A 24,605-nucleotide genomic window follows, 5' to 3' on the forward strand; every position below is an offset into this window, starting at 1 on the left:
CTTTTCATTTCATTTTTATTACACAATCATGACAAAACGAATGCATCTTGTCATGGATAAATGATACATTCATTTCTCATTTTGGTCCATTCTATGTAAAGTGGACCTTTACAATTTTAAAGCGAACTTTACGGTACTGTAAAATGGAATCCACACTTCTGCTCTACCATTGTAAACGTAAGAGCGATACATAAACAATGAGGAGGCAAAATGAATGAGTGTGTTGAAAAGCTCGAAAACGAAAATAGCTGCTGTGGCAGCAGCATCTGTGCTATCGATTGGCATTTTTTCAGGAATTGAATTTGGACAGGCTGACAAAGCTGAGGCGAAAAAGAAACCAAAAAATGACGTACAAAATGTGATCGTGTTAATTGGAGATGGCATGGGCACACCTTATCTTTCAACTTACCGCTCATTTAAACACAACGGAGACCTTTCAAAGCAAACAGCGTTTGATCCTTACCTCACTGGCATGCACAAAACATACCCTGACGACTCTAAAAGTAACATCACCGATTCAGCAGCGGCTGGTACAGCCATGGCGACTGGTAAAAAGACATACAACAATGCCATCAGCGTAAACAAAAACGGCAAAAAATTAAAAACAGTCTTAGAAGAAGCAAAGCGCAAAGGAAAGTCTACGGGTCTTGTCGTGACATCTGAATTAACCAATGCCACACCTGCTGCATATGCCGCCCATGATGTGTCTCGAAAAAACACAGCAGCCATTGCCGATGATTTCTTCGATGAGAAAATCGGGAAACAGCATACAGTCGATGTCATGCTTGGTGGAGGACTTATCGATTTTGTTCGCAAGGATCGTGATTTGACGAAGGAATTCAAAAAAGCAGGTTACGATTATGTCACCAATAAAGCCGCCTTACAAAACAACAAAAACCAAAAAGTGTTAGGTCTTTTTGCTGATGGCGGTCTCGATAAAGCCATTGATCGCGATAAAAACACTCCTTCCCTACAAGACATGACGTCCTCAGCCATTAAACAGCTATCTAAAAACAAAAAAGGATTTTTCCTCATGGTCGAAGGCAGTCAAATTGACTGGGCGGGACATGACCATGATATTGTCAGTGCCATGAGTGAAGTGAAGGATTTTGAAAAAGCATTTGAAGAAGCCATTCGTTTCGCAAAAAAGGATAAAAATACGTTAGTGATCACAACTGCGGATCATTCCACTGGCGGACTTTCCTTCGGAGCAGATGGCTCTGGCAGCTGGGATTACAAACCTGTAAAAGCAGCGAAAAAGACACCTGATTTTATTGCAAACAAAATTGCAGGTGGCATGACTGTTGAGTCTGCGCTCAAACAATATATTGAACTTGATTTCACAAAAGAGGAGATTGCTTCTATTCAAAAAGCAGCTGAAACAAAAAATGCAGTTAAGATTGATGATGCAATTGAAGAAATCATCAACACAAGATCACATACAGGCTGGACAACATCAGGTCATACCGGTGATGAAGTACCGTTTTATGCATATGGACCAACAAGCCAGCAGCTAAAAGCTCTCATGGAAAATACAGATCAAGCCAAGCACATTTTCAAATTGCTTAAAAATCAATAACTTTGTGAAACACAAAAAAGATGTCTTAAAACAGACATCTTTTTTGATCTTTTTACGCGAGATATTTTCTATGAACTCCTTTTCCATCGTATGAAAACATCACCTCTTTTCCTTCAAGAACTGACTCGATATGCACACTTCTTCCCCACAGCTGATACAAATATGGGAGTACTTTTTCTAAGTATTTCAGGTCGAGCTCAATGCCTTCGTACCAATGCTTAATATAGAGTTCATTGTTTTTTAAATAGTCGCCATCAATCACGGTCAAATAAGGAAAACCACCATTGACCCTCATGCTCACAAGCTGATCACGAACAGCCTTCCATTCTTTATCAATGACTTTATAGTCTCTCCCCTGCTTTTGAAACAAGTACAAGTCTTCTCTCATCACAAGGTCTTTTGTTAAGTAGTTTCGAATAAAGGAAATGTCCGATTCAATTTCTCGTACTTCAAACATTTTGCTACGTCCGGACCCTTCTGTCACACCTGCTTTTTTTAATTCTTCACATGGGTTGTCATAGCGTTCTTCAATATCTTCAAATATCTTCAGCCCTAAATAGTAAGGATTGATACCCGTCTTAGATGGCTGCACCACGCCTGCATTTAATTTCGCAAATTCAATCGATTCACTTGAATCTAAATCGAGCTCGCGCATAATCCGCTGGTGCCAATACGATGCCCAGCCTTCATTCATAATCTTTGTTTCCAGCTGCGGCCAAAAATAGAGCATTTCCTCTCTAAGCATGGTCAGTACATCCCGCTGCCACGGCTCTAGCTCCCGGGAATGTGCTTCAATAAAGAGCAAAATATCTTTTTCTGGCTTTGGTGGAAATTGCTTGACGGTTTTCTTTTTCTCACGCGTCTTCGGCTCATCCATTCCCCACAAATCATCATACGGTGTTTGACGTTTTAGTTTATCCTCTTCATATTCTTCTTCATCGTCTATATTCCAGCTTAATTTTGAACGAACAAGAGACGGATCAATATGCTCCTGCAAAGCCAATACCGCATCTAAAAAGGATTCGACTTCTTTTGTTCCGTGGATATGCTCATACTCTTTGATCCGCTCTGCCGCCGCAGCCATGCTTTCTACCATATCTCGTTTTGTGTTTTGGAAACGGCAATTATTTTTAAAGAAATCACAGTGTGCCAGTACATGAGCCACAATTAATTTATTTTGAACAAGCGAATTGTTATCTAGTAGAAAGGCGTAGCAAGGATTTGAATTGATCACCAGTTCATAAATTTTGCTTAACCCTAAATCATAATGAAGCTTCATTTTATGAAATTGCTTTCCAAAGCTCCAGTGGCTAAATCTTGTTGGCATTCCGTATGCACCGAACGTATAAATAATTTCCGCGGGACAGATTTCATACCTCATCGGATAAAAATCTAGACCAAATCCTTCTGCAATTTCTGTAATTTCATCAATGGCTCTTTGTAAAAGACGTTTTTCAGATACGCTCAAGGAAACCATCCCTCCTCATCGGACTTATCCCTACTATATGAGCGTATCTAAAAAAACATGATGTTCCGCCATTCGTTTAGACAACTTCCATTTCTTTCATGGACTGCCCGCCGAATGATTCGAAATGTATATTCTGTTCTGGAATTCCCATCTCTTTTAGGATATGGATCATCTCCTGTGTAAATGTCGGAGAACCGCATAGATAAAATTGGCCTTTTCCTTCTCTCATCACTGATTGAAGGATTGGACGGTCAATCCGGCAAGCCGCCTTCTCAACCAGCCCGCCCTTTCCGGACTGTTCAAATTGCTCGTTACATAGGATGATGCGACCATGGGAAGATGAAGCTAGAACGCTTTCAAACTCTTTTTCAAAAGCGGTTACATCCTCTAATCGGTCTGCATGAATCATCGTAAACGGTTGATTGCGGTGAGCTGCTGTTTTCACTAAACCAATCATTGGTGTGACACCGGAACCGGCACTGATGAAATAAGCGGGCTCTTTTGTATCTTCTTGCAAGCAGAACGTTCCCTGCGACATACTCACTTGAAGAACGTCCCCTTCTTCCATTTCATCATGCAAGAATGTGGACACATGACCATCGCGCTTTACTGTGATGCGGTAATAAGACGGGTGATATTGATCTGATAAGCTGTATTGTCTGCTGCACACATAGGCTTCGCCCGGCATATCTGCCTGCACAGTAATGTATTGACCCGCTTCATACATTGGAAGCTCTGATTCATCTTCTGGTACTAAATAAAAGGAGATAAGCGCTGGAGATTCTTGTTTCTTTTTCTTGATGACAAACGGTTTGACATCTGCCCATCCGCCTTTTTGCTTCACATTTTCATCCATCATTTCTGCTTCAATCGCGATAAATATATTCGCAATGATGTCATATGCAGCCTTCCACGCCAATAATGTGTCATCCTGCTCATTTAATCCAAACACTTCTTTCATCGCTTCAATGAGGTGATGCCCGACAATCGGATACTGCTCTTTTTTCACCATGACGCTGACATGCTTATGGGCAATTTGTTTCACCGCAGGAAGCAATTCTTCTAATCGATCAATGTGCAGTGCAGCTTGATATAATGTCGCAGCAAGCGCCTCTGGCTGACTTCCGTTCATGAGGTTCGTTTTATTAAACTGATTGAGAAGCTCTGGGTGCTGCCTGATCATATTTTGATAAAAAACAGTCACAAGTTTTGTTCCCTCGGCTTTTAGTAGAGGGGCTGATTGTTGAATAGCGTTCATTTGACCTGTGGATAACATCGTTATTCCTTCTTTCGAAAGATGTATTTTAAATACATCTTTATCGTAATGGATGACAGCTTATAAAAGCAATATTTATAATACATGTTTTAAATGTTGTAACATTTAAAACTTTCTCGACCAGTTCTTGTCTAAAATGTGTTACGATGATACAAAACTCTATTAGGTTTAGAGGTCGTCAAAATGAAACTTACGAATTATACAGATTTCTCATTAAGGGTACTCATTTATTTAGCGTCAAGAGACAACAATGAACTGTCAAATATTCAGCAGATTGCCGATATTTATGGCATTTCTAAAAATCATCTAACGAAGGTGATTTACCATCTTGGAAAACGTGGGTATGTGGAAACAATCCGCGGGAGAAATGGTGGAATTAGGCTGGGGAAAAGCCCAGAAAGCATTAACATTGGGGAAGTTGTCCGCTATACAGAGGAAGACTTAGTCATGGTCGAATGCTTTGATCCAAAGAAAAACAGTTGTATCATCTCCCCGATTTGTTCATTAAAGCACGTACTTCACGAAGCACTCACTGCTTATTTACATGTTCTAGACCAATACACATTAAAAGATTTAACACAAAACAAAGATGCTCTAAGAGAGCTCCTGCTTTAGACGGAAGAATTTTATTCTTTCGTCTTTTTCTTTACCTCATTGTAATAATAATTTAATTAAAATTATTATAAATAAATATTGACTATCATGTTTGATTCAATATAATTAGGGTATATAGATTGCTAGAAACCATTTTTTGTTTACAGGAGGAAAAAACAATGACAAATTCAAATCATAAAAATTTGACGACGAATCAGGGCGTGCCTGTTGGCGATAACCAAAACTCAAGAACAGCTGGTCACCGCGGACCATCATTTCTAGATGATTACCATTTGATTGAAAAGCTTGCACACTTTGACCGTGAACGTATTCCAGAGCGTGTCGTTCATGCAAGAGGCGCCGGTGCTTATGGTGTGTTTGAAGTAGAAAATAGCATGGAGAAACATACAAGAGCAGCCTTCTTAAGTGAAGAAGGAAAACAGACAGACGTTTTTGTTCGTTTCTCAACGGTTATTCACCCTAAAGGTTCACCTGAAACATTACGTGACCCGCGCGGCTTCGCTGTCAAATTTTATACAGAAGAAGGCAACTACGATTTGGTTGGTAACAACTTGCCGATCTTCTTTATTCGAGATGCATTGAAGTTCCCTGATATGGTTCACTCTCTCAAGCCAGATCCTGTAACCAATATCCAAGATCCTGACCGTTATTGGGATTTTATGACCTTAACACCAGAATCGACTCATATGCTCACATGGCTATTCTCAGACGAAGGAATCCCTGCGAACTTCGCAGAAATGCGCGGTTCCGGTGTCCATACGTTTAGATGGGTAAACAAATATGGGGAAACCAAATATGTGAAATATCACTGGAAACCATCAGAAGGTATTCGCAATTTATCCATGGAAGAAGCAGCAGAAATTCAAGCAAACGATTTCCAGCATGCGACAAGAGATCTTTTTGATCGCATTGAAAAAGGCAACTATCCAGCATGGGACTTATATGTTCAGCTTATGCCGCTTAGCGATTATGATGAACTTGATTATGATCCATGTGATTCAACAAAGACGTGGAGCGAGGAAGATTACCCGCTTCAAAAAGTAGGACGCATGACACTCAACCGCAATCCTGAAAATTTCTTTGCTGAAACAGAACAATCTGCTTTCACGCCAAGTGCACTGGTTCCAGGAATTGAAGCGTCTGAAGATAAACTGCTTCAAGGTCGTCTGTTCTCATATCCAGACACGCAGCGTCACCGTCTTGGTGCGAACTACATGCGCATTCCGGTCAACTGCCCTTATGCACCTGTGCACAATAACCAACAGGATGGCTTTATGACAACGACTCGTCCAAGCGGTCATATTAACTATGAACCAAACCGTTACGATGATCAGCCAAAAGAAAACCCTCACTACAAAGAAAGTGAACCTGTTCTTCATGGTGACCGTATGGTGAGACAAAAAATCGAAAAACCGAACGATTTCAAACAAGCTGGGGAAAAATATCGAAGCTACTCTGATGAAGAGAAACAAGCATTGATCAAAAACCTAACAGCTGATCTCAAAGGTGTAAATGAAAAAACGAAATTACTTGCGATCTGCAATTTCTATCGTGCAGATGAAGATTACGGACAGCGTTTAGCGGATTCACTCGGTGTGGATATTCGCTCATATCTTCAAGGAAACATGAAATAATTGAATTCGTATTGTTTGACAAAGGGCTAAAATGATCTTCATTTTAGCCCTTTGTCTTCTTTTCAGCGTGATAGAAAACCTTTGTAGTCTAGGAAGGACAATCACCGGAACCTGACACCGAATGCAAGGGTTTGTCTACACGCTGAGCACCTCTTTTGATAAGAGGTGCTTTTTTATAAGCGAAACACGTTAATACTAATCAAATGACCCGTCACCGGGTGAAAATAAATTTCTGCGTGTGCTGCAAAAAGGGTCGATCCTTCCTTCACAGTCACGCGAAATACATCTTTTGTCTGTTCATCATTTACTTTTGTTCGTCCAATGTAATGATAGTCGTTTAAAGCGGCGCCTTCATATTCATCTTGCAATGCTGTATAAGCAAGTCTTTCCCAATTTTCAACGGGCTGGACCGCTGCTTTTGATGCAGGATGGACCATGAGACTGCCGAGCAAAACCATTCCTGCTGTAAAAAGCATCCACAATTTCGGCTGCATGATATCATTGATCTCACTTTCATGTATATTTTGATTAGGTTTTGCTGAACGACCCTTTTTCATACATGAAGCATTTATTCAGCCTATAATTTCCGGTACGCGATTCATGCGGACACCAACTTTTCCCCTGAAAAAGTCGATATGATCCGAGCAAACTAATGAGGACTTCTCAAGGGAAAGGAGAAGGTTTCATGAATGTGGCGGATTATGATAAGGCACTTTATTATACGCATCGCTCGCAATGGGATAATTTACTTATTCTTATGGTACGTACGCAAGATGATTTGCTCTCGAAACGTATTGAGCATTTCTTACATGCGTATCAATTTAACCGAAACGATGCAGATGTTGAAAAATGTTTATACGGGCTCCTGCAGTACATTGACCATGCTTCAGAGGCTGCTGCTTCTGAAGTTTATTCACAACCGATGTACACATAAAGAAAAAGGCTGATCTTCAGCCTTTTTACATACATTTAGCAGTGTGCTGTGATTGGAAACATAAAGTGGCCATTTAACCAAGCGTCTTTATTTAAAATAAACAGTGCATCCTCGTCATTTGGGGTCGTGACCGCATGTACGCCTTCAATTGAAGCATCAGGCGTGAAATAAAAGATCACTTTTTCCGTCGTCTCCTTTACAATGCTTGCTACAACTTCCTCAATATTTGGCGTTATAAGCGAGATGATATCGTACACATGCATGGTTTCATTTTCTTCATTCATAAGCACAATTGTATCTAATGCTTCAATATAAAAGATGGCATCCGGCCATACTAATGTAAAATAAAACATCAACAAGCTGCCATGATCCTGGGCATCCATCTTCATTGAGTAAGATTGACGTTTTTCTGCGAACTGTTCAAGTAATGGCAGATCGTGTTCAAGTGTCAGCTGCTTGATGCGCTCATCCTTTTTCATTTGAATGGTGCTTTTGCTGATATCCAGGCTAAACTCACTTTCGTAATAACGGGTAAAGCCAAACTTCGGGTAAAAATTCAGCACGGTTTCATTGCCAAAAAGAAACATCACATCACAGTGATTTTCATACGTGTCCATAATATGCTGCATTAACTTTGTCGCCAATCCTTTGTGGCGGTAGGCTTGATCTGTCATGACGGTACCAATTTGAACAGCTCGATACGTTTGACCATCAATGATCACTGACATGAGATATACAGAGGCGTTTGAGACCACTTTCCCGTTATGTACAAAGGAATAAGGAATATATTTTTCATCCCAGTACCCTCTCTCGTACCAGTCTCTAAAATCCAAATCAAATGTGTTGATCGCTAACGCATTAAAACTCTCTTTCAATTTGTCATCATCGCGATAATCGCTCACTAATTCATATGTCTCCACTTTTGTTTCCTCCCATTTTAGATTTTCCTGTAATCGATCGACTCATCACCTCCTACAAAATAAAAAAAGACTCAATGAGAATACACTCATCAAGTCTTTTTTGTTTTGCTCCTATCAATTAGACTGTACATGCTTCTCTTTTCACGCAAAAGGGCACTCCAAATAAACCAATATTAGTGCTCTTTTTTATTCAATTCATTGAACTGAATGTGCGCTTAAAAGTTTTAGCATAACGACTAAATTCCCTTCGATCATAGCAGCTCTTTTGGCTGATTTTTTTGATAATCCACTGCATAAAGAGCCGCTTGGGTTCTATCTGCCAGCTCTAGCTTTGATAATACATGAGATACGTGCGTTTTGACAGTCTTTTCAGAAATAAACAGCGCTGAGGCGATTTCTTTGTTGCTTTTACCCTTTGCAATTTCAAATAGGACATCTCGTTCTCTATTGGTCAGCTCGTTCATCAGTGCCCATTTTTGCTCTTTTGGTTCTGTCAGATGCTGCACAAGAAAGGTTGTGATATGACCATCTAATTGATAGGTGCCATTTTGCACTTCGATCATTGTCGTGAGCAGTTTTTCTGGCGCTACATCCTTGAGCTGATAGGCTTTCGCCCCTGCTTGAATGGCTGGTATGACATAATCTTTATCCGCATAGCTTGTCAGGATCACAATGCGTGTATCCGGCATTTCTAGCATCATTTGTTTCGTTGCCTCAATGCCATTCATCACAGGCATTGAGAGGTCCATTAAGACAATGTCAGGCTGCGTCTGTTTGACAACTTTAAGCGCCTCTTCTCCATTGGATGCCTCACCAACGATGTTCACATCAGGCTGTGTTTGCAAGAAAAACACCAGCCCTTTTCTCACAATATGATGATCATCTGCAATAACTACTCTCATGACGACCCCTTCCTTTCTTGAGAAAATGGCACTTTCACATGAATCTTGGTTCCTTGACCTAGCTCAGAATCAATACAAAATGTACCACCTATTCTTCGGATGCGGTCAGCCATCCCTTTCAGCCCAAGTGAAGGAAGGCTCATTTGCTCGTCATACTGAAATCCTTTTCCACGGTCGATGATTTCCATCTCAAACGTGTCTGCCGATTGCTCGAGTTTGACCTCGACTTCCTCTACTTCCGCATGTTTTTGACAATTATTCAGTGCTTCTTGACATACGCGAAACAAAGCCTCATGCCGCGAATGATCCATCTCCATACAGCCTGATAAAGATAATGTACAGTTTAATCCTAAGAGCTGTGCGTACTCTTCAATCGCTGTCGTAAATCCTTTTTCAAGTCCTCTTGGTCTTAGCTGCCAAATGAGTGACCGCATTTCAATGAGGGCATCTTGTGATAAATGCTGAATAAAATCAATCATTTCCCCTAAATTCTGATCGTTTGTCATTTGACGGGCAGCCTTTGCAGTGAGACTCACTGAAAACAGCATTTGGTTGACAGAATCATGTAAATCCTGCGCAAGCCGGTTTCTTTCTTCTAAGAGTGCATGCTGCTGTTCGTTTTGTACAAGCTTCATCCGCTGAATGGCAGTGCCAATTTGAAGTGCAATGCTTTCAAGCAAATTCAGCTCTTCTTGCGCAAATGTGACTTTTCCTTTTGCAGCCACATTTAATAAACCGAACGTGCGCTTACACGCTTTGAGTGGTACTGTCGCATGATGTGTAATTCCTTCCGTATTCCCAAGATTTTGCTCGATGGCCGTTTCAATCCGTTTACAGTTGATGATATTGGTGGCTGATTGCAGTGACCCTTTTGTGTATCGGTTGATGCAATAACAGTCGTTTTGACACATCAATTGCTTTTGGTGCTTTGCGAGTGCTTCAGGTAAGGATACCTCTGCCATCAGTTCATACGAGCCGTCTTCTTCTATAAAATAAATCCATGCTGTCTGAAAGCCTGTGACATCCATAAGCATATGGAGTACTTCATGAAGCGTGTCTTTCATTTCCATGCCTTCATTTAACTTTTCAGCAATTTCTTTTAACGTTTTTAATGTTTTAACCTTCTCTTTGTATTCTCCCATGCTGTTTACCCCCGGCATTAGCTGCATCCTCTTATCATTATGTTGATTATACCATGCGCACCCTTTTGGCTCTTTCTCAAAAAGGATGATTTCTTCTCATCCTTTTGGCTGAGAAAAAAGCCATCATGCATTTACACGATGGCTTTTTTAGTTGCTTTATTTAGCTGTTTCTTCAACAATATCATAAACGACTTTCATTACTTCTTCTGATAAATGCTTCAGCTTTTCTTCGCTATCTGTTAAAGATGAGCCTTTAACTGCAATATAAAATTTCACTTTAGGTTCGGTACCAGAAGGTCTTAAGCAGAACCATGAGCCATCCTCAAGGAAATATTTCAGCACGTTTGATGCCGGCAGGTGAATTGTTTCTTCTTTCTTTTCTGTCACGAGATGTCTTTGACTTGATTGGTAGTCCTCAATGACCGTAATGCGCTGACCTGCGATGGCAGCTGGCGGATTTGTTCTAAAGGTATGGAGGATTGCTGAAATCTGCTCAGCTCCTTCTTTACCTTTCAAGGTTAATGACTTCAACCCTTCGCGGTAAAATCCAAACTCCTTGAAAATATCGACAAGGGCATCGTACAATGACTTGCCTTGTTTTTTATAGAAGGCAGCGACTTCAACGGCTAACAGCGCCGCTTGCACCGCATCTTTATCTCGGGCAAAGTCACCGATCAAATAGCCATAGCTCTCTTCATAGCCAAATTGAAACGTGTATTCTCCGCTCTCTTCAAATTGCTTAATCTTTTCTCCAATAAATTTAAAACCAGTGAGAGTGTCAATGGTGTCAGCACCAAATGCTGATGCGACAGCACGCCCAAGTTCACTTGTGACAATGGTTTTCATCACAACTGGACGAGGCGGCAGCAGACCCAGCTTTTGTTTTTCAGACAATAAATAATGAAGCAACAGCGCTCCTGTTTGATTGCCTGTTAAGACTGTAAATTCTCCCTCGTGATCTCTCACCGCAATGCCTAACCTATCTGCATCTGGATCAGTTGCAATGAGGATATCGGCATTCTGCTGTTCACCAAGCTTGATCGCATACTCAAACGCTGCATGCTCCTCTGGATTTGGCGATGTCACCGTCGAGAATTGTGGATCTGGCTTTTCTTGTTCAGGAACAACGGTCACATGCTGATAGCCAAGAGCCTTTAGCCCATTTCGGACAGGGTGATTGGCTGTTCCATGAAGCGGAGTAAACACCACTTTGACATCGACTTCATCTGCAAGCTCAGGGTGCACACTGATGGTTTTTAATTTTTCAATATAAGCATGATCAATTTCTTCTCCGATCATGTTAATGAGCCCATTTTGTTTTAATATTTCTTCTGATTTTACTGGAATCGCCAGTTCATTTTCAATGGCATCTACTTCTTTAATAACCTGATCTGCTTCAAATGGAGGCAGCTGGCCGCCATCTTCTCCATATACTTTATAGCCATTATATTCTGGTGGATTATGACTTGCTGTCACGACGATACCAGCAAATGCATTTAGCTCCCGAACAGCAAAGGAGAGTTCTGGTGTCGGACGCAGTTCGTCAAATACATACGTTTGAATGCCATGTGAAGCAAGCGCTTTCGCTGCTTCCATCGCGAATTCAGGCGATTTATGGCGTGAATCATATGCAATGGCGACGCCTCTTCTTTTTGCATCTTCTCCATGTTTCGCAATATACGCAGCAAGACCTGCTGATGCTTTACGAACAGTGTAGACGTTCATTCGGTTCGTGCCTGCACCAATCTCCCCGCGCATGCCTCCAGTGCCGAACTCAAGGTTTTTGTAGAAGCAGTCTTCAAGAGCTTGATGATCATCTCGATGCGCCTCTAGCCATTCCCTTAGTTCAGTATCCAGGTGCTTCTCATTGATCCATCGCTCATAATTCGTATTCCAACTCATGGTCATCCTCCCAGTTCTTATCATCAATTTCATAACATCTACTGTTATTTTATATGGAATTACCCTTCATGTCATGTTATATCATTAACATATGAAAAAACGATGAACAAATAGAAAAAAAACAATAAAAAAAGCCGATGCACGATCGGCTTTTTCTCTTATTCGGCATCAAGCGGTACGACTGCTTCATGGAATAGTTGATCTAATTCAGTTTGATGTTTTTGTTTTGTCGCTTCATCCCAGCCAAAGCGATCTGCCATATAGTCAACGACAGGCTGTGCATATTTTTTTGCCCAGTTGATATTAAATAATAGGCTTCCTGTTCTTCTTAAGAAGAAATCGACAGGTGTAGCGGCTAGTTCTTCTTCGATCGCATAGACAAGCTCTGCCAGTACATACGCTGGAATATTTCGTTTGTCCGCTTCACCTTGAAGCTGCTCTACACGCTTGAAGACACTGCTGACGTTTGAGCCGTATTTTTCAGCTAGTTTTTGAGCAATCGGTTCTGTTAAACCAACGGATGCTCCTTCTGCCGTTTTCGCTTGAACAAAGGACGCCATATTTTTAGATCCGCCTACATGCCCACCTGAAATTGGCATATGTTTGGTTTTACATGGTCCGTAATCTTTGCCAGTCTCTTCTTTGAGTCCATCACGTACAAGGTTCACAATGTGCTCAGCCATTTTGCGGTAGCCTGTTAATTTACCACCAGCAATTGTGATCAAACCTGAAGATGATGTCCATACCTCATCCTTACGAGAAATTTCTGAAGGATCTTTTCCTTCTTCATGAATGAGCGGACGAAGACCGGCCCAGTTGGATTCAACATCTTTTTCCGTAATGTTGAGGTCTGGGAACATGTACTGGATCGCTTGAATGACATAATCACGATCTGCTTTGGTCATACGTGGATGTTCAAGCTGTTTTTTATACACTGTGTCTGTTGTTCCAACGTACGTTTTGCCTTCTCTTGGAATCGCAAAGACCATGCGTTTGTCAGGCGTGTCGAAATAGATCGCTTGTTTTAATGGGAAAACCGATTGGTCGAATACTAAGTGAATTCCTTTTGTATGCTGTAAGTGTTTCCCTTCTTTTGAATGATCCTTGTCTCTTAGCTGATCTACCCACGGACCTGTCGCATTGACAATCTTCTTCGCATACACATCATATGTTTTATGCGTCATGACATCTTCAATGACAACGCCGACAACTTTACCTTTATCATAGATAAATTCTTTTACTTTCGCATAGTTGACAGCTTCTGCACCGAATTTCACTGCCTCTTTCATCACTTCAATTGTGAGGCGTGCATCATCTGTACGGTATTCAACATAGTAGCCGCCGCCTTTTAAGCCGTCCTTTTTCACAAGCGGTTCTTTTGCAAGTGTTTCTTTCGCACTTAGCATGCTTCTGCGTTCGCCATGCTTGACTCCAGCTAAAAAGTCATACACTCTTAGACCAATTGATGTTGAAAACTTACCAAATGTACCACCTTTATGCATCGGAAGAAGCATCCATTCTGGCGTTGTCACATGCGGACCATTTTCATATACAATGGCACGTTCTTTACCGACCTCTGCCACCATCTTCACTTCAAATTGTTTTAAATAACGAAGTCCGCCGTGCACGAGTTTCGTTGAGCGGCTAGACGTACCTGCCGCAAAATCCTGCATTTCTGCAAGACCAACACGCATCCCGCGTGAAGCCGCATCAAGTGCTGTACCGGCGCCTGTAATACCCCCACCAATGATAAACACATCATATGGTTTTTTTGTCATTTCGTGCAGTATTTGTTCTCTTTCTAAGCTAGAAAAAGTCATCTCTTGTTCCTCCCATGTTGTACGGTAAAGAAAAAGAGACCGCAAACACCCAAAGCGTATTTCTACACTTCGGTGCCTGCGGTCTCTCCAGTTCTCCAACCGTTCTATTAACTTACTTGAAGTATACCATACTTTTTGTTTATTTGAAAGCTTGAGCTGCTTTTACAGCCTTTTTCCACCCGCTGTATAACGAGTCACGGCTGTCCTCTTCCATCTTCGGTTCAAAGCGCTTGTCAAGGTTCCATTGTTTTGCAATGTCTGAACGGTCGTTCCAGAAGCCAACTGCTATTCCCGCAAGATAGGCCGCACCGAGTGCCGTCGTTTCATTAATTTCTGGACGTTCTACTGGTACATCCAGCAAATCACTTTGGAAGCCCATTAAGAAGTCATTCTTCACAGCTCCGCCATCAACACGCAAAGTTTTTAATGAGATGTTTGAATCCTTTTCCATCGCATCTAAAACATCTTTCGTTTGATAAGCAAGTGATTCTAACGTTGCACGGACAAAGTGCTCTTTAGAAGTACCGCGTGTTAATCCGAATACAGCGCCTCTTACATCACTGTCCCAGTATGGTGTGCCTAGACCAACGAATGCTGGAACGACATATACACCATCTGTTGACTCGACACGCTTTGCATAAGCTTCGCTGTCTTTTGAGTCTTTAAACATTCTCAGTCCATCACGTAGCCACTGAATCGCTGAACCGGCAACGAAAATACTTCCTTCTAAAGCATATTCAACTTTACCGTCAATACCCCATGCAATCGTCGTTAATAAACCATGATCCGACTTAATGGCTTTTTCCCCTGTATTCATCAACATGAAACATCCTGTACCATATGTGTTCTTCGCCATTCCCGCTTCAAAGCAAGCCTGACCGAATAAAGCAGACTGCTGGTCTCCCGCTGCTCCTGCGATCGGGATATTTTTACCGAAGAAGTGATAGTCCGTCGTTTCACCATAAACGTGTGAAGATGGTTTGACCTCTGGAAGCATAGAAGCAGGTACGTCTAGGATATCAAGTAATTCTTCGTCCCATTTCAGATCGTAGATGTTGAACATTAACGTTCTTGACGCATTGGAATAATCTGTAACGTGTGATTTTCCGCCTGTCATTTTCCAAATGAGCCATGTATCGATTGTGCCAAACAGTAAGTCGCCATTTTCTGCTTTCTCACGGGCACCTTCTACATTGTCTAAAATCCATTTCACTTTTGTGCCTGAGAAATAAGCATCGATGAGAAGACCTGTTTTATTTCTAAACGTCTCATTGTGCCCTTGAGCTTTTAACTCTTCACAAATGCCAGACGTTTGTCTAGACTGCCAAACAATTGCATTATAAACTGGTGCGCCTGTATGTTTATCCCAAACAACAGCTGTTTCACGCTGGTTCGTAATTCCAATACCCGCAATTTGATCTGCTTCAATGCCAGATTCAATTAAAGCGGTTGAAATAACAGATAGAATAGAGCTCCAAATTTCGTTTGCATTATGTTCTACCCAGCCAGGGTTCGGAAAATATTGATTAAATTCTTTCTGTGATGTATGTGCAATTTTACCTTCTTGATCAAATAAGATTGCTCTTGAGCTTGTTGTCCCTTGATCTAATGCGAGAATATATTTTTCTTTTGCCATGGTGTTTTCCTCCCCTTACATACTTTCATTTACAGCATTTGTTTGGTTTTTCGTAGAGAAATAGAGTCCTAACAATACCACAACTAAAATAACGCTTACAATCCAAAAGGCTGGAGTGACATTCGCTTTAAAGGCTGCATTGTAGAAAACACCGCCAAATGCACCGCCTAAAATTGGACCAACAACAGGAACCCATGCATATTTCCAATTCGATGGACCTTTGCCTGGAATCGGCAGAATTGCATGTGCAATTCTCGGACCTAAATCACGTGCAGGGTTGATTGCATAACCAGTTGTTCCACCTAAAGAAAGACCAATCGCTACAATTAAGAAACCAACAATCAGCGGATTTACTCCGTCTGCAAATTTATTTGCACCAATCGCTAAGATTCCTAGAACCAATACAAATGTACCGATGACTTCACTGAGTACGTTTGCAAAGGTATGCGGAATCGCAGGACCAGTTGAGAATACACCTAGTTTTGCACCTGGATCGTCTGTTGCTTTCCAGTGCGGTAAGTAATGTAAAAAGACAATAATAGCTCCGAGTAATGCGCCAAGCATTTGGCCGACAATATACATTGGAACATCCGCCCACGGAAAACTTCCTTCTAGAGCAAGACCAATTGTCAGCGCCGGGTTTAAATGAGCCCCGCTAATTCCACCAGTTGCATAAGCTGCAATGGCTACTGCAAATCCCCACCCGAAAGCGATTACAATCCAGCCGGACTGATAGGCGAGCGATTTCTTTAAATTTACAGCCGCACACACACCGCCTCCAAAAATAATGAGCAGCATTGTACCTACGACTTCACCCCAAAATGGTGTCATGAAAAATTCCTCCTCTGGTTCAGTTGCCATCCCCTATGAATGTGTAGAAAAGATAAAGAAAAAAGATCCACAACAAACATACTTTACATCAGGGTCATTTGTCACCTAGTAAAGCGCTGTTGTGGATCTCCGTTTCTCCATCACATGATATTAACTTAGTGCTATAGTATCAGAGGATGAAAACGTTGTCAATCAATTTTCACATTTTATCTTTTTCACTTTTGGAATGCTTTCCAAAGGTTTGTATTCGATGTCGTCACAGCTGTTGCTCCGGCCTCAAGTGCTCTTTCCACGTCTTCTTTTGTTCGGATAAATCCCCCTGCAAATATTGGTATTCCCGTTCTTTCGCGCACTTCTGTAATTAAATCTGGCACGACACCCGGCAATACTTCAATAAAATCCGGTCGATGTTTCCCTACAAACTCCATGCTTTTTTCCATCGCACTTGTATCAAGTAAAAACATTCGCTGAATCGCATATACTTTTTTCTGCTTGGCTTTTACTATGACAGAAGACCTAGTAGAAATAATACCTGCTGGCTTCATTTCCTGACAAATAAATTCCGTTCCATACTCATCATGCTTGATTCCGTGAATAAGATCAACATGGACAAACATTTTTTTGTGATGGGCATTCGCCTCATTCATGATGCCCTTAAGCCGGCCTAAGTGAACATCAAGTAAGACTCCATATGTAAATGGACTTTTTAAAAATTCCTCAAATTGCTTCATATTGCGAACAGCAGGTAGAATGGGTTGATCATGAAAACTCATATGCCGTCTCCTTCTAATATGTATTGGTTCAGCCTTCCCTTACAGTAATAGAATCTCTTCTTTTTTTCAATACACCTAGTGTGCCCATTGCCGATTCGACCTAGCAACTTAATAAAGAACTTTTAGCCTTACATAGAAAAAAGCAGAGAGAAGTCTCTCTGCTCAGCGTGTAGACAAACCCTCGCATTCGGTGTCAGTCCTGCGCTCCGGTGCTCACGAATGTCAAATTCGCTCCGCTTCGGTGCTCGTCCTTCCTAGACTTCAAAGGTTTTCAATCACGCTGAAAAGAAGACAAAGGGCTAAAATAAAGATCATTTTAGCCCTTTGTCAACAATCTGAAACAGAGAGAAGTCTCTCTGCTAAAGTTGCGCCATACTTTCTTTTATTGTATTAATGATAAATGTGGCGTCTTCATCTGTGATATTGAGCGGCGGCGCGAGCTGCGCAACGTTATTATAGCCAGCGACCGTATCTCCATTTTTCCCGATGATCAGCCCGCGTTTTTTACATTCTGCAATCAATTGACCGACAACACTTGGATCAGCTGGCTTTTTTGACTGCTGATCCTGCACAAGCTCAATCCCAAACAGCAAGCCTTTTCCTCTGACATCACCGACAAATGGATGTTCTTTTAACTCTTGCAAACGTTCGAGCATGTCTCGACCAAGTGTGTCAGATCGTTCCACTAATTGCTCGTTTTCTATAATATTTAGGTTGGCAACTGCAACCGCACAGGAAGCAGGATGACCGCCAAATGTATTAACATGACGCAGCCGGTCATACGTATCTTCTCCTGCATAGGCTTCATAGATTTCCCGTTTGACGCATGTTGCAGAAAGCGGTAAATAGCCGCTTGTGATCCCCTTTGCCATTGTAATAATATCTGGCTTCACTTCCTCATGCATAAAACCAAACCGCTTTCCTGTTCGGCCAAAGCCGCATATCACTTCATCCACAATGAGAAGCGCTCCATGAGCTTCACAAATGTCTTTGACCTTCTTTAAATACCCTTTTGGCGGCATTAGGATACCGCCTCCCGTAATAATCGGCTCCATGATGACCCCAGCAATGGTCTCACTTAATTCCCATGTCATCGCTTGATCAATCGCAGCAGCACTTGCCAAATTCTCTTGGTCCTCGGGGTGCCGATACAGATCAGGTGGCGCGACATGGATGAAGCCCTGCCCTAATGGTTCATATTTATATTTACGCTGCGCTTGACCGGTTGCAGCAAGAGCTGCTGCTGTATTGCCATGATACGATCGATATCGGGAGATGAATTTTGTTCGTGTACCCTCTCCCTTTTGCGCATGATATTGTTTTGCGATCTTAAATGCGGTTTCATTGGCTTCAGAACCGCTGTTGGAAAAGAAGATGACATAGTCACCCCCAAGCCATTCATTGAGCTTCTCAGCCAGCTGAATAGCTGGTACATGGCTTTGTGTAAGCGGATAGTAAGGCATCGTATTTAATTGCTGATACGCCGCTTCTGCAAGCTCTTTTCGGCCATATCCGGCATTTACACACCAAAGGCCTGACATCCCATCTAAATATCGATTCCCATGAATATCTGTCACCCATGCGCCTTCTGCCTCGTGAATGACCATGCTTTCATTTTCTTTGTTTGTCCCTTTCATATGATGCCAGATCAACTGATCATCTTTTGCCTGAAGATTTTGAGCTTGCTCATGTATTTTCATCTTCCCACGCCCCCATGTATCCGTTTTCATCATTAAAGAAGCTTAGACAGGTCCAGTACATTGCCTCTCCATTCATTATATGGATGAAAAGTGAGGCATATGAAACTGAAACAAGGCCGCCTGTAAGAGAGAACCAATCGTTACTTTCATTATAAAAAGGGGCAGGGCCTATTACATTAGACAGATCGTCAACTCATTGAAAAGAACCATAAGACACTCTACTTGATGCCTCGGTAAATCTAACACACCTTGTTAACGGCTATTTCCTTGCAGGAATTCATAAGCAAGAATCGCAAATTCAAGCGCCTGGCGTTTCGGCGCCTGCATCATATCCTCTCCAAGCAAAGCATGCAGTTTATCCAGTCTATGATAAAGGGTCTGCCTGACAATATAGAGCTGGCTTGCGGTTTCTTTTTTAGAACCGTTCGTCTGTAAAAAGATATTCAACGTTTGATAGAGCCTTCCGCTATTTTGCTTATCATATAAAATCACCGGCTCTAAATACTCTTTCACCAAGCATTCTAGTAAACCGCTCTCTTTCATGACCGGCATCAGCCGAAGCATATGTAAATCTTGATAAAATGGGCTTTCCACTCGCTGCGGCATTGCTTTTTTTAAATGGAGCACTTCTTTTGCTGCTTGAAAGCTTTTTCTCATATGCTGAAACTGCTCACAATATTGACCAATCCCAAAATTGATCACGGTCCCACGAGGCTGCTCACGATCATATAATTGCCTCATTTCATTTGCTGCCTTCTCTGCTCGCTCCTTCCAGTCTTCTACCTTTCTCGTGTTCAATAAAATAAACAAGGTTTGTCCTTGATGCTCATAAGCGATCAGATGGAAACCGGCACGTTGAAAGATGGAGCGGCAAGATACGAGAAAGTAAAGATTTCCTGCAATTTTTTCAATTTGATGATGTTTTTGAAAGAGCATGACCACACAGCCGGTTGGTTTTTTCAGTCCTTCCGTTTCTTCAAGATGCTCTAAAATGTCTCTTTCTGCATGCTCCTCCTGGAACCATTTTTGCAGCCATTCATTCTCTTTTGTCTTCTTCAGTTCTTCAGTATAAAGCTCTCTTAAAGTTTGCTGGGCAAGGGCATTCGCTCCCTTGTCCATCACGAGCAGTTCAAATTCTGAAAGTGAGTTCGATTGATGAATGAGCACAAGATCTGCAAATGTTTGTTTGAGTGCGAGGACTTGTTTTTGAGTCACTTCATACCCTTTTGGCAAGCAAGCATACTGCAAATAATTCATGACAAGCTCCTCAGTTTGTTTGGATGAATCACATAAAATAATTGGCTCGCCTTGAACGGGTATGAGTAAAAGAATTCCTCTTAAGTGCTGATACACTTGATCTAAAATATCCATCTGCGGATGAGGGGTCAATAAAAGCTCATTAAGCTTTGATGATAGTGCTTCTAAGTCGGCCATCATTTGATACTGGCGCTCGATCATCATCGTATGAAGATGCTGTGTAATGTTGACGAATTTCACTTCTTTTGTAAACAGAATAAGGGGAAAATCCCTTTCTTCTGCATAGGCAATCAGTTCTTCCGGCACATCGAAGCGCAGCGGAACAAATTCAATACACAAGCCAGCTGCACCTGAGTCAATCAGCTGTCTTAAAAACTCTTTAAATACATCCAATTGATCATGAAAACCTGCGGCCGTTGTTAATATAAGCTCGCCTCCATTTAACAAATCCTCTACAGCAGGCACTTCTAACACATGTACCCATTTGACTTGCCGAAACAGTCCCTTTTCCCCAGCTAATACTTTCGCATGCGTAAAATACTTCGTTTTTAACACATCACGCACTTGAAAATGAACATCTGCATTCATTCATATATCCCCCTTTGTTTGCCGTCCCCTATCCCAGAGGGTGCCTGGATAAAATCCATAATAAAACAGGTAAAGTGACGATACTTAAGATTGTACTGAGAAACGTCGCGCTTGACACAAACTCAGGCTTCGTTCGAAATTGTACAGCCATCAGCGTTGTATTCGCTGCCGTCGGCATGGCTGCAACTAAGACCATAATTTGTTTTACCAAATCATCTACAGGTAAAATGAGCGTAAAGACAAATGCGATCAGTGGTGAGATCAATAATTTTAGCAGCACAGCATAGGAAATATGGCGATACTCCACTTGCTTAAAAGAAATCACTGCCAGCTGCATGCCTAAAATGAGCATAATCGTCGGTATGGCTGCATCCCCAACCAGCTGAACACCCGTCATAAGCTCTTTAGGTAATGAAAGGTCAATCAGCTGAAATAATAGACCGATGAGTGCCCCATAAGCAACCGGCATACGCAGCACTTTTTTCAAAACGACCTTTAGATCTCCCGCATCCTCTCCGCCCTTTGCCGCATAATACATGCCGATTGTACTCATCACAAGCTGCTGAAGAACCATCAACACAATTGCAATATCTAAACCTGCTGCTCCGAAGACAAGCAGGACAACAGGTGTGCCGTAATTTCCATTATTCATAAATGCTGACGACAGAATCATGGCACAATACGTTTCATTCGAATAACCATAAATACGAGATAAAATGAAGACACATAAAACAAGTGAAAGGCAAAGCCCTACGACAAAAATGGCTAGGTACACATAGTCCATTGACACTTTGTTTTGATAAAAAGTTTCAAACGCAAGAAATGGTGACATTAAGTATAAAGACATTGATGAGAGCGTATGTATGTCAAAACCAATTGCCTTCTGCCCGATATATCCTATGAGGAAAATGCCGAACACTGGCATTAAAACAAGTAAAAACTCCATGCTGCACCTACTTTTCTCTAGATGAATACCTTATTCCTTTTGCTTCCTCATTATCATACCACTGATAAACAATAAAAAAGAAGCACCCTTATGAAAGGTCGCTTCTCTCCTCATCCATATAGAACACTTCCCACAAATGACCATCAAGATCCTGAAAGCTCCATCCATACATGAAATCATGATCCTGCTTTTCCTTAAACGGCGAACCGCCTGCTGCAATTGCCTGCTCCACCAACTCATCAACCTCTTCTCTTGAATCGACCCGCATGGAGATAATCACCTCAGATGCCTGCTTTGCATCGACCAATTGTTTCTCTGAAATGGATTGAAAATGTTTAAGGGATAACAGCATGACGGTGATCGTGTCGTCAATGACCAAACAAGCGGCCTGATCATTTGTAAACTGCGGTTGGAAGTCAAAGCCCAGTTGCTCAAAAAAAACTCTTGATTCCTTTACATGCTTTACCGGCAAATTGATATACAAATGTTTCGATTGTCGCCCCATGTTCCTCTCCTTTTTGAACTCATGATCTCCTTTCAGTATATTCATCTTTTGCTTAGGCATCCCTTTGTCACATGAAAAAATAAGCGGCAAGACTCATTACCTTATTTTAACAAAAATGTATAATAAATCTCGAACACAATATAAAATAAACTAGGAGGTTTTCATAATGAAAACAATCGCAAAATCTTTGGTGCTCTCCACTACTGTCCTTTTATTCGCTTCACCACTCACACAGACAGCTGATGCTGCATCTATTCAAAACGAACAGGTCACAACACAGAGTGATTTTCAGCTTCCTTCAGTCACTGACACAATTAAACAAAACATTGAACTCTCTTTCCAAAAACAAGATAAGTGGTTACAAAAATTAGAATTGATTGCAGGACAAGAAAAACGTGAACAATTTGAACAGTTTTTCAATCAACATGTAGGACCTGATTTGAAAAATCTGTTAGAAGAGCCTACTCTTACTTGGAAACAAGTAGATAAAACGATTTATCAATCTCTAGTCAAATCTGGTGTTCCATTTTTAGCTGCCAAAAGCTTTGCTCACTTTGCTACATTGTCGTTAAAGAAAATGTAAACATAAAAACAAGCGCCTCGCATACAACGGGGCGCTTGTTTTGGTTATTTCTTATATTCAATATGGTACACGTCTCTTCTTCGGTCTTTCAGCTGACGTACCGTTCCATCTTGCCGCTGTCTTCTTAAAATTTCTAAATCGACATCACCGACGACAACCATTTCAATATTCGGATTACACTCTCCTACAATCCCATCTCTTGCAAATTCAAAGTCAGAAGGGGCAAAAATAGCAGATTGTGCATATTGGACATCCATATTTTCGGTTTGCGGAAGATTTCCGACAGTTCCAGAGATGACTGTATAAATCTGATTTTCAACCGCTCTAGCCTGCGCACAGTAGCGCACTCTTAAATAGCCTTGGCGGTCTTCTGTACAAAACGGAGTGAAAATAATTTTCGCTCCTTTGTCAGCAGCAATCCGAGCAAGCTCAGGAAATTCAATATCGTAGCAAATCTGGATCGCAATTTTGCCGCAGTCCGTATCAAATACCCGGACTTGGTCACCGCTTGAAATTCCCCACCATTTTCTTTCATTCGGTGTAATGTGAAGCTTATATTGTTTTTCAATCGTTCCATCACGTCTAAATAAATAGGCAATATTGTAGATTTTCCCTTCCTCTTCAACGAAGTGGGACCCACCGATAATGTTAATGTTGTACTTCACAGAGAGATCTGTAAACAAATTAATGTAGTCCTCGGTATATTCCGTGATCCGTTGTACCGCAAGACTTGGTGATCGCTCTTCTAAATAAGACATGAGCTGTGTCGTGAAAATTTCCGGGAAAACGGCAAAGTCAGCCGATGCATCTGATGCAACATCAACGTAATACTCCACCTGATTCATAAATTCCTCAAAGGAATGAATTTGTTTCATCGCATATTGAATCACACAAATTCGAACTGGGAAGGCCGATTTATAATATCTTTTCGATTGCGGACGATAATCTACATTGTTCCATTCCATTAACGTCGCATATGTGCTGGATGCTTTATCATCCGGCAAGTAATTCGGATTGATCCGCATGAGAGTAAATTCATTTAACAGCTGAAAAGATAGAACGGGATCATAAATTTGGTGGAGCGTCACCTGCTCAACATATTGGCGAGGCGTCATTTCCTCTTGATATTTATGATAGTTCGGGATGCGCCCACCAATGATGATGCTTTTTAAATTTAATCTTCTCGCTAAATCTTTTCTAGCTTCATACAAACGATGACCAATTTTCATGCGGCGATACTCAGGACTTACCATCACTTCAATTCCATACATGTTCATTCCATCGGGATTATGATTGGTGATGTACCCATCATCTGTAATGTCCTGCCAAGTGTGCCGATCATCGTATTCATCAAAGTTAATTAATAAACTTGAACAAGAGCCAATGATTTCTCCCTCGAATTCCGCACAAAACTGTCCTTCCGGAAAATGCTCGAGATGACTTTCAAGATGCTCTCGTTTCCAAGGGTCCATGCCCGGAAAGCATAGTTCTTGAAGCGCAATGATCCGGTCGATATCTTCTTCCCTGATATTACGGATCACCATTCTTTTTTCAAAACGCGTTAAATCTAGTTTTTCTGCCATGAGTCTTTGTC

Annotated in this window: 21 protein-coding genes; 5 read left to right on the plus strand and 16 right to left on the minus strand. The window is 41.4% G+C overall.

The features are described 5' to 3' along the window. The first annotated feature begins 214 nt into the window (after positions 1 to 214). Positions 215 to 1,579, plus strand: a complete 1,365-nt coding sequence (locus BA70_RS10230) for an alkaline phosphatase (protein WP_034321602.1) — start codon at positions 215 to 217, stop codon at positions 1,577 to 1,579. Positions 1,580 to 1,631: 52 nt separating this feature from the next. Here BA70_RS10230 and BA70_RS10235 read toward each other — a convergent pair whose 3' ends face one another. Continuing rightward, positions 1,632 to 3,056, minus strand: a complete 1,425-nt coding sequence (locus BA70_RS10235; protein WP_420834681.1) for a SpoVR family protein — start codon at positions 3,054 to 3,056, stop codon at positions 1,632 to 1,634. A gap of 67 nt (positions 3,057 to 3,123) precedes the next feature. Then, a complete protein-coding gene (locus BA70_RS10240) occupies positions 3,124 to 4,323 on the minus strand; it encodes a globin domain-containing protein (RefSeq protein WP_034321605.1) in 1,200 nt (399 codons plus the stop codon). A gap of 183 nt (positions 4,324 to 4,506) precedes the next feature. On the opposite strand from BA70_RS10240, the gene BA70_RS10245 reads away from it, so the two are divergent. Both BA70_RS10245 and BA70_RS10250 read left to right on the plus strand, forming a co-directional pair. Continuing rightward, the gene (locus BA70_RS10245; protein ID WP_034321607.1) at positions 4,507 to 4,938 is read left to right on the plus strand and encodes an Rrf2 family transcriptional regulator; all 432 of its coding nucleotides are present in this window, start codon (positions 4,507 to 4,509) and stop codon (positions 4,936 to 4,938) included. A 158-nt stretch (positions 4,939 to 5,096) separates the two neighbouring features. Continuing rightward, on the plus strand, positions 5,097 to 6,572 hold the full coding sequence (locus BA70_RS10250; RefSeq protein WP_034321610.1) for a catalase: 1,476 nt from the start codon (positions 5,097 to 5,099) through the stop codon (positions 6,570 to 6,572). A gap of 173 nt (positions 6,573 to 6,745) precedes the next feature. On the opposite strand, the gene BA70_RS10255 is transcribed toward BA70_RS10250, so the two are convergent. Then, positions 6,746 to 7,066, minus strand: a complete 321-nt coding sequence (locus tag BA70_RS10255) for a YqzG/YhdC family protein (RefSeq protein ID WP_420834682.1) — start codon at positions 7,064 to 7,066, stop codon at positions 6,746 to 6,748. Between the two features lie 191 nt (positions 7,067 to 7,257). On the opposite strand from BA70_RS10255, the gene BA70_RS10260 reads away from it, so the two are divergent. Beyond that, positions 7,258 to 7,506 carry a YhdB family protein gene (locus BA70_RS10260; RefSeq protein WP_024426598.1) on the plus strand — a complete coding sequence of 83 codons (249 nt, stop codon included), beginning with the start codon at positions 7,258 to 7,260 and terminating at the stop codon, positions 7,504 to 7,506. Positions 7,507 to 7,541: 35 nt separating this feature from the next. Here BA70_RS10260 and BA70_RS10265 read toward each other — a convergent pair whose 3' ends face one another. The 12 genes from BA70_RS10265 to BA70_RS10320 all read right to left on the minus strand — a co-directional run bounded on the left by BA70_RS10265 (position 7,542) and on the right by BA70_RS10320 (position 22,428). After that, a complete protein-coding gene (locus tag BA70_RS10265) occupies positions 7,542 to 8,426 on the minus strand; it encodes a GNAT family N-acetyltransferase (RefSeq protein WP_034321616.1) in 885 nt (294 codons plus the stop codon). A gap of 251 nt (positions 8,427 to 8,677) precedes the next feature. Further along, complete coding sequence (locus BA70_RS10270) at positions 8,678 to 9,328, minus strand: response regulator (RefSeq protein WP_034321618.1); 651 nt, start codon at positions 9,326 to 9,328, stop codon at positions 8,678 to 8,680. Next, complete coding sequence (locus BA70_RS10275) at positions 9,325 to 10,470, minus strand: GAF domain-containing sensor histidine kinase (RefSeq protein ID WP_034321739.1); 1,146 nt, start codon at positions 10,468 to 10,470, stop codon at positions 9,325 to 9,327. Before BA70_RS10275 ends, BA70_RS10270 begins: the two co-directional genes overlap by 4 nt. A 156-nt stretch (positions 10,471 to 10,626) precedes the next feature. Beyond that, positions 10,627 to 12,372 (minus strand): phospho-sugar mutase, encoded by a 1,746-nt coding sequence (locus BA70_RS10280; protein ID WP_034321620.1) that lies wholly within the window; start codon positions 12,370 to 12,372, stop codon positions 10,627 to 10,629. Between the two features lie 158 nt (positions 12,373 to 12,530). After that, a complete protein-coding gene (gene glpD / locus BA70_RS10285) occupies positions 12,531 to 14,192 on the minus strand; it encodes a glycerol-3-phosphate dehydrogenase (RefSeq protein WP_034321623.1) in 1,662 nt (553 codons plus the stop codon). Positions 14,193 to 14,331: 139 nt separating this feature from the next. Beyond that, entirely contained in the window at positions 14,332 to 15,828 is a 1,497-nt protein-coding gene (glpK, locus tag BA70_RS10290) for a glycerol kinase GlpK (protein WP_034321625.1), read from the minus strand. A 15-nt stretch (positions 15,829 to 15,843) separates the two neighbouring features. Then, the gene (locus BA70_RS10295) at positions 15,844 to 16,659 is read right to left on the minus strand and encodes an MIP/aquaporin family protein (RefSeq protein WP_034321628.1); all 816 of its coding nucleotides are present in this window, start codon (positions 16,657 to 16,659) and stop codon (positions 15,844 to 15,846) included. A gap of 215 nt (positions 16,660 to 16,874) precedes the next feature. Beyond that, positions 16,875 to 17,432, minus strand: a complete 558-nt coding sequence (locus tag BA70_RS10300) for a glycerol-3-phosphate responsive antiterminator (RefSeq protein ID WP_034321630.1) — start codon at positions 17,430 to 17,432, stop codon at positions 16,875 to 16,877. A 359-nt stretch (positions 17,433 to 17,791) separates the two neighbouring features. Then, entirely contained in the window at positions 17,792 to 19,132 is a 1,341-nt protein-coding gene (locus BA70_RS10305; protein WP_034321633.1) for an aspartate aminotransferase family protein, read from the minus strand. Between the two features lie 252 nt (positions 19,133 to 19,384). Beyond that, positions 19,385 to 20,977, minus strand: coding sequence for a PucR family transcriptional regulator (locus tag BA70_RS10310; protein ID WP_034321636.1), 1,593 nt, complete (start codon positions 20,975 to 20,977; stop codon positions 19,385 to 19,387). A gap of 28 nt (positions 20,978 to 21,005) precedes the next feature. Then, entirely contained in the window at positions 21,006 to 21,923 is a 918-nt protein-coding gene (locus BA70_RS10315) for an AEC family transporter (protein WP_034321639.1), read from the minus strand. Between the two features lie 88 nt (positions 21,924 to 22,011). After that, positions 22,012 to 22,428 carry a VOC family protein gene (locus tag BA70_RS10320; protein ID WP_034321642.1) on the minus strand — a complete coding sequence of 139 codons (417 nt, stop codon included), beginning with the start codon at positions 22,426 to 22,428 and terminating at the stop codon, positions 22,012 to 22,014. Positions 22,429 to 22,594: 166 nt separating this feature from the next. On the opposite strand from BA70_RS10320, the gene BA70_RS10325 reads away from it, so the two are divergent. Then, entirely contained in the window at positions 22,595 to 23,011 is a 417-nt protein-coding gene (locus BA70_RS10325; protein ID WP_034321645.1) for a hypothetical protein, read from the plus strand. Positions 23,012 to 23,055: 44 nt separating this feature from the next. Here BA70_RS10325 and BA70_RS10330 read toward each other — a convergent pair whose 3' ends face one another. Further along, positions 23,056 to 24,594: a bifunctional GNAT family N-acetyltransferase/carbon-nitrogen hydrolase family protein gene (locus tag BA70_RS10330; RefSeq protein ID WP_034321648.1), complete on the minus strand. Its 1,539-nt coding sequence runs from the start codon at positions 24,592 to 24,594 to the stop codon at positions 23,056 to 23,058. Between the last annotated feature and the right edge of the window lie 11 nt (positions 24,595 to 24,605).

Origin of the sequence: Bacillus zhangzhouensis (assembly GCF_000715205.1) — a bacterium.
Lineage (GTDB): Bacteria > Bacillota > Bacilli > Bacillales > Bacillaceae > Bacillus > Bacillus zhangzhouensis.

Excerpts from the sequence above, each read along its gene's own strand:
- BA70_RS10255 (WP_420834682.1), bottom strand. The coding sequence starts at position 7,066 with ATGCAGCCGAAATTGTGGATGCTTTTTACAGCAGGAATGGTTTTGCTC.
- BA70_RS10270 (WP_034321618.1), bottom strand. The coding sequence starts at position 9,328 with ATGAGAGTAGTTATTGCAGATGATCATCATATTGTGAGAAAAGGGCTG.
- BA70_RS10300 (WP_034321630.1), bottom strand. The coding sequence starts at position 17,432 with ATGAGTTTTCATGATCAACCCATTCTACCTGCTGTTCGCAATATGAAG.
- BA70_RS10325 (WP_034321645.1), top strand. The coding sequence starts at position 22,595 with ATGAAAACAATCGCAAAATCTTTGGTGCTCTCCACTACTGTCCTTTTA.
- BA70_RS10315 (WP_034321639.1), bottom strand. The coding sequence starts at position 21,923 with ATGGAGTTTTTACTTGTTTTAATGCCAGTGTTCGGCATTTTCCTCATA.
- BA70_RS10295 (WP_034321628.1), bottom strand. The coding sequence starts at position 16,659 with ATGACACCATTTTGGGGTGAAGTCGTAGGTACAATGCTGCTCATTATT.
- BA70_RS10250 (WP_034321610.1), top strand. The coding sequence starts at position 5,097 with ATGACAAATTCAAATCATAAAAATTTGACGACGAATCAGGGCGTGCCT.
- BA70_RS10235 (WP_420834681.1), bottom strand. The coding sequence starts at position 3,056 with ATGGTTTCCTTGAGCGTATCTGAAAAACGTCTTTTACAAAGAGCCATT.
- glpK (WP_034321625.1), bottom strand. The coding sequence starts at position 15,828 with ATGGCAAAAGAAAAATATATTCTCGCATTAGATCAAGGGACAACAAGC.
- BA70_RS10320 (WP_034321642.1), bottom strand. The coding sequence starts at position 22,428 with ATGGGGCGACAATCGAAACATTTGTATATCAATTTGCCGGTAAAGCAT.
- BA70_RS10245 (WP_034321607.1), top strand. The coding sequence starts at position 4,507 with ATGAAACTTACGAATTATACAGATTTCTCATTAAGGGTACTCATTTAT.
- BA70_RS10275 (WP_034321739.1), bottom strand. The coding sequence starts at position 10,470 with ATGGGAGAATACAAAGAGAAGGTTAAAACATTAAAAACGTTAAAAGAA.
- BA70_RS10330 (WP_034321648.1), bottom strand. The coding sequence starts at position 24,594 with ATGGCAGAAAAACTAGATTTAACGCGTTTTGAAAAAAGAATGGTGATC.
- BA70_RS10260 (WP_024426598.1), top strand. The coding sequence starts at position 7,258 with ATGAATGTGGCGGATTATGATAAGGCACTTTATTATACGCATCGCTCG.
- BA70_RS10230 (WP_034321602.1), top strand. The coding sequence starts at position 215 with ATGAGTGTGTTGAAAAGCTCGAAAACGAAAATAGCTGCTGTGGCAGCA.
- BA70_RS10280 (WP_034321620.1), bottom strand. The coding sequence starts at position 12,372 with ATGAGTTGGAATACGAATTATGAGCGATGGATCAATGAGAAGCACCTG.
- BA70_RS10310 (WP_034321636.1), bottom strand. The coding sequence starts at position 20,977 with ATGAATGCAGATGTTCATTTTCAAGTGCGTGATGTGTTAAAAACGAAG.
- BA70_RS10305 (WP_034321633.1), bottom strand. The coding sequence starts at position 19,132 with ATGAAAATACATGAGCAAGCTCAAAATCTTCAGGCAAAAGATGATCAG.
- BA70_RS10240 (WP_034321605.1), bottom strand. The coding sequence starts at position 4,323 with ATGTTATCCACAGGTCAAATGAACGCTATTCAACAATCAGCCCCTCTA.
- glpD (WP_034321623.1), bottom strand. The coding sequence starts at position 14,192 with ATGACTTTTTCTAGCTTAGAAAGAGAACAAATACTGCACGAAATGACA.